Here is a 13,023-nt window from a genome sequence, read left to right as displayed (position 1 = left end):
GGAGGAATCCGCCGCCGCCGCCCATGCCCTCGAGGAGCAGAGCCAGGAGCTCAATCGCCTGATGGGCTTCTTCCACACCGGCCAGGCCCGGGCCGAGGCGCCGCCGCCGCGCGACGCCCGCGCCGCGCGCGAAACCCGGCCCGCGGCCAAGCCTGCCATGAAGGTGGCGGTGCGCCCGGCCAAGGCCCAGCCGCAGCAGCGGGCGCACTTGGCCAAGCTGCACCACGATGGCGGGGCGGCGGCTCCCACCCCCGCCCCCACCGCCGCGGCCACCAACGCCAAGGCCGAGGACTGGGCCGAGTTTTAGACTTGATAAACTTCTGATATGATGCCCCGCCGGCCGTCGTCGGCGGGGCATGGTGTTCAAGGGGGAAGCGTGGCGCATTCCACCGCCGAGGATAACGGTTTCGGGCACCGCCGCGAGTTCGAGCTGGGCGATGACGAATTCCGCTTCCTCGCCGCCTTCATGTCGCGCGAGACCGGCATCGTGCTCTCCGAGCACAAGCGCGAAATGGTGTGCGGCCGCCTGGTCAAGCGTCTGCGGGCGCTGAAGCTGAGGGATTTCGCCGATTACTGCGACATCCTGAAGGGTCCCGGGGCGGCCGGCGAGGTCGAGCACCTGGTCAACGCCATCACCACCAACATCACCAACTTCTTCCGCGAGCCGCACCACTTCGAGCATCTGCGCCGCGAGGTGCTGACGCCCAGGCTGGCCGAGCGACCGCGCCGGCCGCGCGTGCGCATCTGGTCGGCCGGTTGCTCCACCGGCGAGGAGCCCTATTCCATCGCCATGGTGATGGCCGACGTGCTGAAGGCCGGCGAGGGCTGGGATTCCCTGGTGCTGGCCACCGACATCGACACCAACGTGCTGCAGCGGGCCGAAGCCGGCCTCTATCCGGCCGAGGCCGCCGCCAAGATCCCCGAGACCTATCGCAAGCGCTTCGTCCGCCGTGTCCCCGGCGATGGCGACCGCATGCAGATGGCCGACGACATCCGCCGCCTGATCCGCTTCCGCCGCCTCAACCTGCACGAGAAGTGGCCGATGAAGGGCAGCTTCGACGCCATCTTCTGCCGCAACGTGGCGATCTATTTCGACAAGCCGACCCAACGCAAGCTGTTCAACCGCTACGCGGATGCGCTTGCCATGGGCGGGGTTCTCTATCTCGGCCACGCCGAATCGCTGATCGGGGTGTCCGACCGTTTCGAGGTCTCGGACAAGACCGCCTACAGAAGGATAGCATGAGCGGCAACGGGCAGGTGGGCGCCCAGGCCGACGAAGCCGAACGGCGGCGCTGGTTCGATCCCACCTTCAAGATCATGGCGGTCAAGGTCCTGCCGGGCGAGCATTACGTCTCCACCGCCGGCCAGGAGATGGTCGTCACCGTGCTGGGCTCGTGCGTCGCCGCCTGCGTCTGGGACCAGCGCATCAAGATCGGCGGCATGAACCATTTCATGCTGCCCGATTCCGGGTCCGACGTGCCGGTGGACAAGGCCATGCGCTTCGGCAATTTCGCCATGGAGGAACTGATCAACGACGTGCTGCGCCGCGGCGGCCGCCGCGAGACCCTCGAGATCAAGGTGTTCGGCGCCGGCAACGTGCTGCCCGGCATGGGCGGTGCCGGCAGCGGCACCGTCCCCATCGGCGATCGCAACGCCCAGTTCGTCCGCCGCTACCTGTCCGACGAAGGCTATCGCATCACCGCCGAGGATCTGGGCGGTGTGCATCCGCGGCGCATCCATTTCTTCCCGCGCCTGGGCAAGGTCATCCGCCTGTTCCTGCGCAAGGACGTGGAGAACGCGGTGGTCAGCCGCGAACTGTCCTACCGCTCCCGCCTGCAGACCGTCCAGGTCGAGGGCGAGGTCGAATTGTTCACCTGAGGCCGATCATGCAGGGCTCCAAGATCCGCGTCATCGTCGTCGACGACTCGGCGCTCATGCGCCAGATGCTTACCACCATCCTGTCGTCCGATCCCGGCATCGAGGTGGTGGGCACCGCCCCCGACCCGCTGGTGGCGCGCGAGAAGATCAAGGCGCTGAATCCGGACGTGCTGACGCTGGACGTCGAGATGCCGCGCATGGACGGGCTGGCCTTCCTGGAAAAGCTGATGACGCTGCGCCCCATGCCGGTGGTGATGGTGTCGTCGCTGACCGAGCGCGGCGCCGAGGTCACCATGAAGGCGCTGGAACTGGGCGCCGTCGATGTCTTCTGCAAGCCGAGCGACATCGCCGAGGGCGGGCTGATGGCCCACGGCCGCGAACTGATCGACAAGGTCAAGTCGGCGGCCCTGGCCCGCGTCCGCCCCCTGGGCGACCGCCCGGCCAGCGCCGCCCCGCGCCTGTCGGTCACCACCATCTACAAGTCCACCGACCGGCTGGTGGCCATCGGCTCCTCCACCGGCGGCGTCGAGGCGCTGCGCGACATCATCCTCGCCTTGCCCGCCGATTCCCCGCCCATCGTGGTGACCCAGCACATCCCGCCGAAATTCTCGGCCAGCTTCGCCCAGCGCCTGGACGGCCTGGCGGCGGTGCGGGTCAAGGAAGCCGCCGAGGGCGAGCGCCTGGTCGCCGGCCACGTCTTCATCGCGCCCGGTGACCGGCATCTGGCGGTACGCCGCTCGGGCGCCCAGCTCATCACCCACGTCTATGACGGACCCCTGGTGACGGGGCACAAGCCCAGCGTCAACGTGCTGTTCCATTCGGTGGCCGAGGCCTGCGGCGCCAAGGCGGTGGGGGTGATCCTGACCGGCATGGGGCGCGACGGCGCCGAAGGGCTGCTGGCCATGCGCCAGGCCGGTGCCGCCACCATCGGCGAGGACGAAGGCTCGTGCGTTGTTTACGGCATGCCAAAGGCGGCCTATGAATTGGGGGCGGTGGAACGCGAACTGCCGTTGTCGCGGATCGCCGACGAAGTGCTGCGGCTGTGCCGCGCCGACGGAGCGAGGGGTTAGATGGGGAAGACCGACGGGGATGTGCTGGTGGACCTGCTGGCCCGCTGGCAGGCGTTTTCGGAACTGCAGCAGCGGGCGTTCCAGTTCCTGGCCGCCGAGGCCGTCGCCACCGGCCAGCAATTCGAGAATTCGACCGATGGGGCCACCGCGGTGCTGACCAGCATGGGTGGCGGCGACGGCGGCTCGGATCTCCAGGCCATGACGTTCGAGGTGGTGCAGAAGCTGCAGGCCGCCGACCGCTCGCGCCAGGGGCTGGAACAGGTGGCCTCGGTGCTGACCACCCTGAGGCGCCTGCATGCCGAGCTGCTGGCCGCCACCGTGGCGGCGACGCCCCTGCCCGCCGCCGAGCCGGTGGTGGAAGCCTGGATCGCCGCCCTGGCCGACACCGTCTGCCTGGCCGACTGGCGGCGCCGCCTGATCGATGCCCTGCACGGCCGCGAGAGCGCGCCGGCCGGGGTGGCGGCGCAAGACGAGGACGACGTGTTGTTCTAGGGTCTTACGTTTGGCCCGTGCCGGGCCGCTCAGGCGCCGCTCGGGCTGGTCGCGCTTTCACGCTTGGCGTGAAAACGCTCTAACCGGTTGCCCCCTACCCCGCCAGCCGGTCGAGGCGGTCGGCCACCCGCGGCAGCCACAGATTGGCCAGCAGCGCCACCACCTCGTCGCGGGCCGCCGCGTGGGACTTGGTGCGGGCCATCTCGATGCCGGCCTGATCGACGTCGAGCACGGTCAGCCCCCACAGGAACAGGTAGCGGTAGATCACCCGCTCGCCGAAGCCCTCGGACAGGCGGAAGCCCAGCACCTTGCGCATCTCGGGCAGGATCTCGGCCATCTTCTGCTTGTTGCGGTCGGACAGGGCCGAGAGGCGCGAGCGGGTGACCACCCAGTCGATGCCGGCCTTGTGGGTGCGCCGGCGTTCCTGGCGCAGTTCCCACACCAGATGGGCATAAACTCCGGCCCGCTTCAGCTCCCAGGTGACGGGGTCGAGCTGGCCCAGCACGTCGAGATCGAGCAGGCTGTCGTTGATGGGGGTGATCAGGGTGTCGGCATAGGTGTGGGCGTGGCGGGCCAGCGGCACGTCCGAGCCGGGACAGTCGACCACCACGAAGTCGCAATTCCCGTTCAGATCGGTCAGGGCGGCGTCGAGGCTGTCGCGCTCCTCGGCGATGGCCAGGCTCTTCATGTCGGCGGCCGAGGGCCCCAGCACCACCATGCGCGGCATCGGCAGGTCCACCCCGGACCGTTCGACCCAGGCGCGGCGATTGGCGAAATAGCGGCCCAGCGATTGCTGCCGGTGGTCGAGGTCGATGCAGCCGACGCGAAAGCCCATGCGCAACAGGCCGACGGCCAGATGCATGGCGACGGTGGTTTTGCCGCACCCGCCCTTCTCGTTGCCGATCACCACCACGTGGGCCGACCGTCCGGCCATTCCCTTTCCCCTCGCCGGCGGGTCCCGCCCTAGGCCCGGACCGGGCCGCATGATAGACTTACCCGCATCGGAGCGCATGCTACACTAAATGACGTCCCGCACCATCGTCCGCATCAAAGGACACCATGCCCTTCCCTCCCAGTCAGCTGCCCCGGCAATTGGTCGATATCCTGGCCGATCTATCGACGGTGCTGTTCAGCCGCCACATGGACGCGGACGGCACCATCACCTATGGCTGGTTCTCGGCCAATGTCGAGGCGGTGTTCGGCTATGGCGCGCCGGACCTGACGCTGACGCCCAAGGGGGCGCTCAACGCCGTCCACTGGGCCGACCGCGACGCCCATGTGGAAGCGGTGCGCGCCTCGGCGGCAGCCCTTGAGCGGTCGGTCGAGCGCTTCCGCATCGTTACCGCCGCCGGCGAGACACGCTGGCTCCGAGGCTCGGCACAGCCGAGCCGCAACCCGGACGGCAGCGTCGAATGGGAGGGGGCGTGGTCCGACATCACCGAGTGGATGCGGGCCGAAGCCCACTTCCAGACGGTGATGGACCATGCCGAGGACGTCATCCTCACCATCGACGCCCATGCCGGCATCGCCTGGGGCAATGGCGCGGTGGAACGGGTCCTGGGGTGGTCCATCGACGAGTTGAGGGGGCGCTGCCTGGCGACCCTGCTGCCCGGCCTGTGCGGGATGCCCGAGCATATCGACCCGGCGCGGTGCGACCTGGCCGACACCATGCGCTGCTTCCTGCGCGGCACCCAGGAAGTGTCGGCGATCCGCAAGGACGGCAGCACCTTCCCCTTCGAGATGACGGTGTCGGAGGTGCGCGCCGACGGGCGGCTGTCGCTGATCGTCATCGGCCGCGACATCACCCGGCGGCGCCAGCTCGAACGCGCCCTCACCGAGGGCCAGAAGCTGGAGGCGCTGGGTCGCCTGGCCGGCGGCGTCGCGCACGAGCTCAACAACATGCTGGGTCCCATCCTGATGAATGCCGAGATGCTGGGCCGCACCGCACACCTGGACGAGCGCAACCAGGGCCGCGTCGCCCGCGTGATCGAGGCGGCCAAGCACAGCCGCGACATCGTCCGCAACGTGCTGGCCTATTGCCGCAACCAGCCCCAGCCCCTGGCGCCACTGGATCTGGCCCAAATCTTCCGCGCCTTTGCCGACCTCGCCGCGTCGGCCCTGCCACCCAGCGTCAAGCTCGAGGCACACGCTCCGATCCAGCCGGTGACGGTGGTCGGCGACCCGGCGCAGATCACCCAGGTCCTGCTCAACCTGGCCAACAATGCCAGCGACGCCATGGGCGGAATCGGCATCCTCGCCGTTGACCTGGCGGTGGTGCCGGCGGGCGAGCCCGCCGCCCAGGCCGGCCTCGATCCCGCCCGTGCCCATGCCGAGATACGCGTGGCCGACACCGGCTGCGGCATGAGCCCGGCCACCATGGCCAGAATCTTCGACCCCTTCTTCACCACCAAGCCCATCGGCCAGGGCACCGGACTTGGCCTGTCGGTGGTCCAGGGCCTGGTCAAGGCCATGGGCGGCGCCATCTCGGTGGACAGCCAGCCAAGCCGCGGCACGGTGTTCCGCATCATCTTCCCCCTGGCCGACGAGGCCCCCCCGTGATCGGCTTGCCGCCGCCCCCGATTCGGTCTATCAACGTTCCAAAGTACCGCCGAGAGGACAGACCATGAGCCGCATCCTGATCGTCGAGGACACCCGATTGATGCGCGATTCGCTGGTCGATGTGCTCTCCGCCTCGGGCCATCAGGTGACCACCGCCGAGCACGGCGCCCAGGCGGTCGAGATGATCGCCGCCGGGGCGCAGTTCGACGTCATCATCACCGACATCATCATGCCCGAGATGGACGGCATCGAGACCATCCTGGAAATCCAGACCATGCAGCCCGACGCCCGCATCATCGCCATCTCGGGCGGCAGCGCCAGGCTGGAGAAGGCCCAGGGGCTGGAGACCGCGCGCCGCCTGGGCGCCGTGGCAGTGCTGGAAAAGCCGTTCGAAATCGACACCCTGCTGGATGCGGTGGCGAAGGCCGAGGGGTAAGCCATCGCGCAGGGCATGGCGAAGGGGCGCCCGAGGCGATTTCCCGGACCGGCACCCCGAGGCCGGAACAATGACGTTACGGTTACGGGTCTATGTCTTTTGTGCGGCAGTTTTATTACAGTTGCACTATCAGGCGTGTGGAATACCATTTCCCTTTGATGACGGTGAGCGCGCCGACAAAGGGGAAATTTCCATGTCCAATCTTCTCTCCCGCTTCCCCATCCGTATCCAGATCGGGACGTTGCAGGCGATCGCCGCGGTGATCCTGGCCATCCTTGCCGTCACCCTGTGGGCCGGCCAAAGCTGGAAAGCCGCCGCCGACTCCGATGCCGATCGCGCCCGCCAGCTGGGCCTCGCGGGGGAGCGGCTGGCCGCGGCACAGCTGCGGGTCAGCGCCATCGAAAAGGAATTCCTGCTCTATCGCCGCACCGCCGACATCGCCCGCCACAAGGACGCCATGGGCGACGTCCTGGCCGCCCTGGACGCCATGGCCGGTCACATCGCCCCCGGCAACCAGGACCAGCCCCGCCAGATCGAGCACATCCGTGCCGCGGTGGCCACCTATGGCGGCGCCTTCGCCCTGGTGGTGGCCAATCAGCGCGAGGTCGGCCTGACCGAGAAGGACGGCCTGATGGGCAGCCTGCGCGGTGCCGTCCACGCGGTCGAGGATTCCCTGCGCCACTACGACGAACCGCGCCTGATGGTGCTGATGCTGCAGATGCGGCGGCACGAGAAGGATTACTTCGCCCGCATCGAGTCCAAATACATCGACGAGATGGACCGCCGCCAGAGCGAATTCGCCAAGGCGCTGCCCGGCTCGGGCATCCCCGCCGACGGCCGCGCGGCGATCAAGGCGGCCATGGACAGCTACGCCGAGGGCTTCGAGGCGGCCGCCGCCGCGGTCAAGGAACTGACCCGGGTCTCGCGCACCCTGCCCGAGCAGCAGGCGGCCATCGAGCCGGTGGTCGCCGCCCTGGTCGCCGAGGCCACCGCCGAGGCCAAGGCGGCCGGCGAACAGGCCGAGCGCATCGGCCGCGATGTCACCACCGCCATGACCGCCACCATGGTGGTCGGCATCGCCCTGCTGGTGGTGCTGGGCAGCCTGGTCGCCCGCTCCATCTACCGTCCCATCGATTCCCTGTGCGAGGTGATGGGCGCGCTGGCCGGCGGCAACACGGAGGTCCGCATCGCCGGCGGCGAGCGGCGCGACGAGGTCGGCTCCATGGCGCGCTCGGTCGCCGTGTTCCGCGACGCCATAGCCGAGTCCGAGCGCCTGCGCCGCGCCCAGGACGAGGCGCGCGAACGCGGCGAGGCCGAGCGCCGCCAATTGCTGCAGGACATGGCCGACACCGTCGAGCGCGAGATCAGCCGCGCCGTCGCCCATATCGGCGCGTTGACCGCACGGATGGCCGGCGACGCCGGTGAGATGGCCAATTCCGCCACTTCGGTCAGCGCCGACAGCCGGTCCGTCACCGTCGCCTCGCGCACCGCCATGGACAACGCCCAGGGGGTGGCGTCCGCCTCGGAGCAGCTGGCCGCGTCGATCCGCGAAATCGCCAACCAGGTCTCCCACTCGGCCGAGGCGACCGAATCGGCCGCCGGCATGGCCGCCCGCGCCGAAGACACCATCGGCCGCCTGTCGCAATCGGTGGCCCGCATCGGCGAAGTCGCCCACCTGATCAGCCTGATCGCCGCCAAGACCAACCTGCTGGCGCTCAACGCCACCATCGAAGCGGCGCGGGCGGGCGAAGCCGGCAAGGGCTTCGCCGTGGTGGCCTCGGAGGTCAAGACCCTGGCCCAGCAGACCGCCCAGGCGACCGAGGAGATCGCCGCCCAGACCGCCGACATCGCCGCCACCACCACCGACGCGGTGGAGGCCATGGCCGCCATCGTCCAGTCGGTCCATACCGTGCGCGAGGTCGCCGCCGCCGTCGCCGCCGCCATCGAGGAACAGGAGGCGGCCACCGCCGAGATCGCCCGCAACGTCGCCCAGACCTCGGTCGCGGTGCAGGAGGTGACGGAACGGATGGCCGAAGTCTCGGAAGAAGCCGAAGCCACCGGCCAGCGCGCCACCGCCGTCAGCAGCACCACCGCCCTGGTCGCCGACGCGGTGGCCGGGCTGAAATCGGTGCTGGTGCAGGCGGTGCGTTCGGCGACAGCATGACCGCCGGAACGGCTATTCCCGCTTCAACTGCCGCTTGCGGCGCGATTCCTCGAGCGCCTTGGCCTGGCCCTCGACGCCGGCAACCGTGCTGGTGACGTAGTTCCAGTAATCGCGGGCCAGTTCCAGCGCGCGTTCCAGTGCCGCCGGGTCGGCGCCCGCCTTGGCATGCTCGAAACGCCGGGCGGTGGCGGCGTTGACGCCTTCGAACGCCTGCCACGCCCCCACCGGCGGCGACAGCCGCACCGCCAGCGCCCCGGGCTCCGGATCCGTCACCGGATCGGCCGGGCGCATCACCTGGGTGAAGCCGAACGCCTCCCAGCTCGACGGCCGGGCGTAGATCCAGGCGCACAGCATCTTGGTCCAGGCGAGGAAATTGTCGCGGTCCTCGGCGCCGGCGAATTCCAGCAGGTGGTGGCCGTAATCGAAGCCGACGCGGGCATAGGCCTTGACCAGGGTGTCGTGCCGCGCGTGGTATTGCCGCAGAACCCGCGCCTTGCCGGGATGGCGGTCGGCTTCGAGCGCGGATCGGACCACCGCCGCTTCCAGTTCCTCGCGATAGGCGCTGGCGGCGGCGGGATCGTCTCCATCGTAGCCATAAGCCGCCATCCGCCCGGATTCGTCGCGGTAGACGCCAACCAGCGGCTTGCCGACATGGCCGGACAGCGACTTGAGGAAGCGGTCGATGGTGCCGGGCGAATGGGGGCGGGCCAGCAGGATGTAGACGTAGACCGGCTGCAGGTCGTCGGGGCTGGCGGCGATCAGGCCGTCCACCGCCTCCTCCGGGACATCCTCGGTGACCGCGTAGATGGTGCCGTCGGGAAACCCCAGATAGGCTCCCTCGATATCGCCCAGGCCTTCGTGCACGTAGCCGTATTCGACCAGCCGGAACGGCGCGATTTCGCGGAAGATGGCCCGGTTGGCGGGGTTGGCCGGGGCGACGGTCTCTCCCTCCGCCGCCTGTTCGGCGAGCTGGCGCAGGAACTCCGCCACCGCCGACGCCGTGTCGATACGGATGCGAATGACGTCATCGCCGGATATCTCGGCTGCCATCGTCCCCTCGGGCCGGAACCAACGGCGGCATTGTACCAGAGCCCGCATTCTCCAGCATTGTCTTTAACCAACCCCACCCATTAATCACGGCGATGGCTGTTGACACCCTCGCCCCGGCGAGTAGCCTTCCGGGACGAGGCAGGGCGAGCGGATGGAATATTTCTTCCAGCAATTGATCAACGGCGTCACCCTGGGAGCCATCTATGGGCTGATCGCCATCGGCTACACCATGGTGTACGGCATCATCGGGATGATCAATTTCGCCCATGGCGAAATCTACATGCTGGGCGCCTTCATCGCGCTGATCGCCTATCTGGCGGCCACCACCATCGGCGGCGGCGGGGTGGCCCTGGCGCTGCTGGCGGCGCTGGCGGCGACCATGGCGCTGACCGCGCTGTGGGGCTGGGCGGTGGAGCGCCTGGCCTACCGCCCGTTGCGCTCCGCCCCGCGGCTGGCGCCGCTGATCTCGGCCATCGGCATGTCCATCGTGCTGCAGAACTTCGTCCAGCTGAGCCAGGGGGCCAGGGTCAAGCCGCTGCCGCCGGTGATCCAGGGCGGCTTCACCCTGACCCAGGGCGACGGCTTCCACGTCCACCTCTCGTACCTGCAGATCGCCATCGTGGTGCTGACGCTGGCGCTGATGGCGGCGTTCACCTGGGTCATCACCCGCACCCGCCTGGGCCGCGCCCAGCGCGCCACCGAGCAGGACATGAAGATGGCGGCGCTGCTGGGGGTCGATGTCGACCGGGTGGTGTCGGCGACCTTCGTCATCGGCGCCGCCCTGGCGGCGGTGGCGGGGATGATGGTGACCCTGTATTACGGCGTCATCGACTTCTATATCGGCTTCCTGGCCGGCATCAAGGCGTTCACCGCGGCGGTGCTGGGCGGCATCGGCTCGCTGCCCGGGGCGATGCTGGGCGGGCTGCTGATCGGCCTGATCGAGGCCTTCTGGTCCGGCTATTTCTCCATCGAGTACAAGGACGTCGCCGCTTTCTCGATCCTGGTGCTGGTGCTGCTGTTCCGTCCCACCGGCCTGCTCGGGCGGCCCGATGTGGAGAAGATCTGAGGTGGCGGCGGCCGGCGGCGAGGTGCGGCGCAACGCCATCGACGCGGTGATCGGCGGCCTGGTGGCGGCGGCCCTGGCCCTTCCCCTCCTGGGTTTCCGGCTGGTGGATTCGGCGCAAGGGTTGTCGCTGGGCTTCCGCTTCGATCTGGTCCTGTGGGCGGCGCTGGCGGTGGCGGCCGGCCGCTTCGCGCTGGGTCTGCTGGGAGGCGTCCTCGGCCGCCATCCGTTGCGCCCGCCCGAGGCGCTGATCGGCCCCCTGTCCCGGTCGCGGCCGTGGCTGGGCTGGGCGATGATCGCCTTCGCCGCGCTGCTCCCGCTCCTGCCCTTCGCCGACCGCAACCTGATCGACAAGGCGACCCTGGTGCTGATCTACGTGATGCTGGGCTGGGGCCTCAACATCGTGGTCGGCCTGGCCGGCCTGCTCGATCTGGGGTTCGTCGCCTTCTACGCCGTCGGCGCCTATTCCTATGCCCTGCTGGCGGTCAATTTCGGCTGGTCGTTCTGGATCTGCCTGCCGCTGGCCGGCCTGCTGGCGGCCGGTTTCGGCATCGCTCTGGGCTTCCCGGTGCTGCGCCTGCGCGGCGACTACCTGGCCATCGTCACCCTGGGCTTCGGCGAGATCATCCGTGTCGTGCTGCAGAACTGGCAGGACCTGACCAACGGCCCCCAGGGCATTTCCGGCATTCCGCGCCCCTCCCTGTTCGGCCTGCGCTTCGCCGCCTCGGCGCCCGAGGGCGAGACCACCTTCGCCGAGTTCTTCGGCATCGCCTTCGCCGCCGAGCACCGGGTGACCTTCCTCTATTTCGTCATCCTGGCGCTAGCGCTGGCCACCAACCTGTTCGCGCTGCGCATCCGCCGGCTGCCCATCGGCCGCGCCTGGGAGGCCCTGCGCGAGGACGAGATCGCCTGCCGCTCGCTGGGCCTCAACCCCACCACCGTCAAGCTGTCGGCATTCGCCACCGGAGCGATGTTCGCCGGCTTCGCCGGCTCGTTCTTCGCCACCCGCCAGGGCTTCATCAGCCCGGAAAGCTTCACCTTCATCGAATCGGCGGTGATCCTGGCCATCGTCGTGCTGGGCGGCATGGGCAGCCAGATCGGGGTGGTGCTGGCCGCCCTGCTGCTGGTGGGACTGCCGGAATGGTTCCGCGACCTGCAGCAGTACCGCATGGTCGCCTTCGGCGGCGCCATGGTGCTGATCATGCTGTGGCGGCCCAGCGGCTTGCTTGCAAGCCGCAATCCTACGGTACGTTTGCATGGAGGATCGCGATGACCAGCGCCATCCTCCATGCGGGCGGCTTGCTTGCAAGCCGCTCGCCCACCGTCCGGCTGGGGGGGGCGCCATGACCGCGCTGCTGGAGGTCGAGCACCTGTCCATGCGCTTCGGCGGCCTGCTGGCGGTCAACGACCTGTGCTTTTCCGCCGAACACGGCCACATCACCGCGGTGATCGGTCCCAACGGGGCGGGCAAGACCACCCTGTTCAACTGCATCACCGGCTTCTACAAGCCGCAGATCGGGCGCATGACCCTGCACGGAGCCGCCGGCCCCATCCTGCTGGAGCGCCTGCCCGACCACCGCATCGCCGCCGAGGCGCGGGTGGCGCGCACCTTCCAGAACATCCGCCTGTTCCCGCGCATGAGCGTGCTGGAGAACCTGATGGTGGCGCAGCACCTGCCGCTGATGCGGGCCAGCGCGTTCTCGCTGGCCGGGCTGCTCGGGCTGGCCCGCTTCCGCCGCGCCGAGGCCGCCGCCCTGGACAAGGCGCGGCACTGGCTGGACAAGGTCGGTCTGCTCAGCCATGCCGACGACGAGGCCGGCGCCCTGCCCTACGGGTCGCAGCGGCGCCTCGAGATCGCCAGGGCCTTGTGCACCGACCCGGTGCTGCTGTGCCTGGACGAGCCGGCAGCCGGCCTCAACCCCCGCGAATCGGCCGACCTCAACCGCCTGCTGCTGGCCATCCGCGACGAGACCGGCATCGGCCTGCTGCTCATCGAGCACGACATGAGCGTGGTGATGGGCATTTCCGACCGGGTGGTGGTGCTCGATTACGGCAGGAAGATCGCCGAGGGCCCCCCCGACCATGTCCGCCACGACCCGGCGGTGATCCGCGCCTATCTGGGCGAGACCGAGGACGAGGACCTGCCGTCCGAGGTCCAGGCCGACCTGAGTGGGGGCGGCGATGGTTGATTCACCACAGAGACACAGAGACACAGAGAAGGCACAGAGAAACAAAGAGAATTTTCTCTGTGAATCCTCTGTGTCTCTGTGTCTCTGTGGTTTGCCCCCCGTTCCGGACGCACGACCATGCT

At 69.0% G+C, this 13,023-nt stretch carries 13 protein-coding genes; 11 read left to right on the top strand and 2 right to left on the bottom strand.

All coding sequences use genetic code 11. The features are described 5' to 3' along the window. The 5 genes from MTBUT4_RS12210 to MTBUT4_RS12190 form a co-directional block, all read left to right on the top strand. Positions 1 to 307: hypothetical protein (locus MTBUT4_RS12210; protein ID WP_371737859.1), on the top strand; the 307-nt coding region annotated here is incomplete at its 5' end. A gap of 69 nt (positions 308 to 376) precedes the next feature. Continuing rightward, on the top strand, positions 377 to 1,243 hold the full coding sequence (locus MTBUT4_RS12205; RefSeq protein ID WP_254434846.1) for a protein-glutamate O-methyltransferase CheR: 867 nt from the start codon (positions 377 to 379) through the stop codon (positions 1,241 to 1,243). Continuing rightward, positions 1,240 to 1,878 (top strand): chemoreceptor glutamine deamidase CheD, encoded by a 639-nt coding sequence (gene cheD / locus MTBUT4_RS12200; RefSeq protein ID WP_173979972.1) that lies wholly within the window; start codon positions 1,240 to 1,242, stop codon positions 1,876 to 1,878. The genes MTBUT4_RS12205 and cheD overlap by 4 nt, the downstream gene beginning before the upstream one ends. Before the next feature lie 8 nt (positions 1,879 to 1,886). Next, complete coding sequence (locus MTBUT4_RS12195; RefSeq protein ID WP_173979971.1) at positions 1,887 to 2,948, top strand: chemotaxis response regulator protein-glutamate methylesterase; 1,062 nt, start codon at positions 1,887 to 1,889, stop codon at positions 2,946 to 2,948. Next, entirely contained in the window at positions 2,949 to 3,440 is a 492-nt protein-coding gene (locus MTBUT4_RS12190) for a hypothetical protein (RefSeq protein ID WP_173979970.1), read from the top strand. 94 nt (positions 3,441 to 3,534) lie between these two features. On the opposite strand, the gene MTBUT4_RS12185 is transcribed toward MTBUT4_RS12190, so the two are convergent. Next, on the bottom strand, positions 3,535 to 4,374 hold the full coding sequence (locus MTBUT4_RS12185; RefSeq protein ID WP_217424162.1) for a division plane positioning ATPase MipZ: 840 nt from the start codon (positions 4,372 to 4,374) through the stop codon (positions 3,535 to 3,537). 125 nt (positions 4,375 to 4,499) lie between these two features. On the opposite strand from MTBUT4_RS12185, the gene MTBUT4_RS12180 reads away from it, so the two are divergent. The 3 genes from MTBUT4_RS12180 to MTBUT4_RS12170 all read left to right on the top strand — a co-directional run bounded on the left by MTBUT4_RS12180 (position 4,500) and on the right by MTBUT4_RS12170 (position 8,599). Beyond that, positions 4,500 to 5,999 (top strand): ATP-binding protein, encoded by a 1,500-nt coding sequence (locus MTBUT4_RS12180; RefSeq protein WP_173979968.1) that lies wholly within the window; start codon positions 4,500 to 4,502, stop codon positions 5,997 to 5,999. 64 nt (positions 6,000 to 6,063) lie between these two features. Continuing rightward, positions 6,064 to 6,435 (top strand): response regulator, encoded by a 372-nt coding sequence (locus MTBUT4_RS12175; RefSeq protein ID WP_173979967.1) that lies wholly within the window; start codon positions 6,064 to 6,066, stop codon positions 6,433 to 6,435. Positions 6,436 to 6,628: 193 nt separating this feature from the next. After that, positions 6,629 to 8,599 carry a methyl-accepting chemotaxis protein gene (locus tag MTBUT4_RS12170; protein ID WP_173979966.1) on the top strand — a complete coding sequence of 657 codons (1,971 nt, stop codon included), beginning with the start codon at positions 6,629 to 6,631 and terminating at the stop codon, positions 8,597 to 8,599. Positions 8,600 to 8,611: 12 nt separating this feature from the next. Here MTBUT4_RS12170 and MTBUT4_RS12165 read toward each other — a convergent pair whose 3' ends face one another. Further along, positions 8,612 to 9,649 (bottom strand): hypothetical protein, encoded by a 1,038-nt coding sequence (locus MTBUT4_RS12165; protein WP_173979965.1) that lies wholly within the window; start codon positions 9,647 to 9,649, stop codon positions 8,612 to 8,614. A 151-nt stretch (positions 9,650 to 9,800) separates the two neighbouring features. Between MTBUT4_RS12165 and MTBUT4_RS12160 the strand changes: the two genes are divergently transcribed. The 3 genes from MTBUT4_RS12160 to MTBUT4_RS12150 all read left to right on the top strand — a co-directional run bounded on the left by MTBUT4_RS12160 (position 9,801) and on the right by MTBUT4_RS12150 (position 12,901). Next, positions 9,801 to 10,715: a branched-chain amino acid ABC transporter permease LivH gene (locus tag MTBUT4_RS12160; RefSeq protein WP_173979964.1), complete on the top strand. Its 915-nt coding sequence runs from the start codon at positions 9,801 to 9,803 to the stop codon at positions 10,713 to 10,715. After that, positions 10,699 to 11,985 carry a high-affinity branched-chain amino acid ABC transporter permease LivM gene (livM, locus tag MTBUT4_RS12155; protein WP_173979963.1) on the top strand — a complete coding sequence of 429 codons (1,287 nt, stop codon included), beginning with the start codon at positions 10,699 to 10,701 and terminating at the stop codon, positions 11,983 to 11,985. The genes MTBUT4_RS12160 and livM overlap by 17 nt, the downstream gene beginning before the upstream one ends. A gap of 70 nt (positions 11,986 to 12,055) precedes the next feature. Beyond that, positions 12,056 to 12,901: an ABC transporter ATP-binding protein gene (locus tag MTBUT4_RS12150; protein ID WP_173979962.1), complete on the top strand. Its 846-nt coding sequence runs from the start codon at positions 12,056 to 12,058 to the stop codon at positions 12,899 to 12,901. The last annotated feature ends 122 nt before the right edge of the window (positions 12,902 to 13,023 follow it).

Source organism: Magnetospirillum sp. UT-4 (assembly GCF_902729435.1).
Lineage (GTDB): Bacteria > Pseudomonadota > Alphaproteobacteria > Rhodospirillales > Magnetospirillaceae > Magnetospirillum.
This window is presented reverse-complemented; position numbering and strand designations above follow the sequence as displayed.

What these genes read in the sequence shown, in the direction of transcription:
- cheD (WP_173979972.1), top strand. Translation starts at nt 1,240, where the DNA reads ATGAGCGGCAACGGGCAGGTGGGCGCCCAGGCCGACGAAGCCGAACGG.
- MTBUT4_RS12195 (WP_173979971.1), top strand. Translation starts at nt 1,887, where the DNA reads ATGCAGGGCTCCAAGATCCGCGTCATCGTCGTCGACGACTCGGCGCTC.
- MTBUT4_RS12190 (WP_173979970.1), top strand. Translation starts at nt 2,949, where the DNA reads ATGGGGAAGACCGACGGGGATGTGCTGGTGGACCTGCTGGCCCGCTGG.
- MTBUT4_RS12185 (WP_217424162.1), bottom strand. Translation starts at nt 4,374, where the DNA reads ATGGCCGGACGGTCGGCCCACGTGGTGGTGATCGGCAACGAGAAGGGC.
- MTBUT4_RS12180 (WP_173979968.1), top strand. Translation starts at nt 4,500, where the DNA reads ATGCCCTTCCCTCCCAGTCAGCTGCCCCGGCAATTGGTCGATATCCTG.
- MTBUT4_RS12175 (WP_173979967.1), top strand. Translation starts at nt 6,064, where the DNA reads ATGAGCCGCATCCTGATCGTCGAGGACACCCGATTGATGCGCGATTCG.
- MTBUT4_RS12170 (WP_173979966.1), top strand. Translation starts at nt 6,629, where the DNA reads ATGTCCAATCTTCTCTCCCGCTTCCCCATCCGTATCCAGATCGGGACG.
- MTBUT4_RS12165 (WP_173979965.1), bottom strand. Translation starts at nt 9,649, where the DNA reads ATGGCAGCCGAGATATCCGGCGATGACGTCATTCGCATCCGTATCGAC.
- MTBUT4_RS12160 (WP_173979964.1), top strand. Translation starts at nt 9,801, where the DNA reads ATGGAATATTTCTTCCAGCAATTGATCAACGGCGTCACCCTGGGAGCC.
- livM (WP_173979963.1), top strand. Translation starts at nt 10,699, where the DNA reads ATGTGGAGAAGATCTGAGGTGGCGGCGGCCGGCGGCGAGGTGCGGCGC.
- MTBUT4_RS12150 (WP_173979962.1), top strand. Translation starts at nt 12,056, where the DNA reads ATGACCGCGCTGCTGGAGGTCGAGCACCTGTCCATGCGCTTCGGCGGC.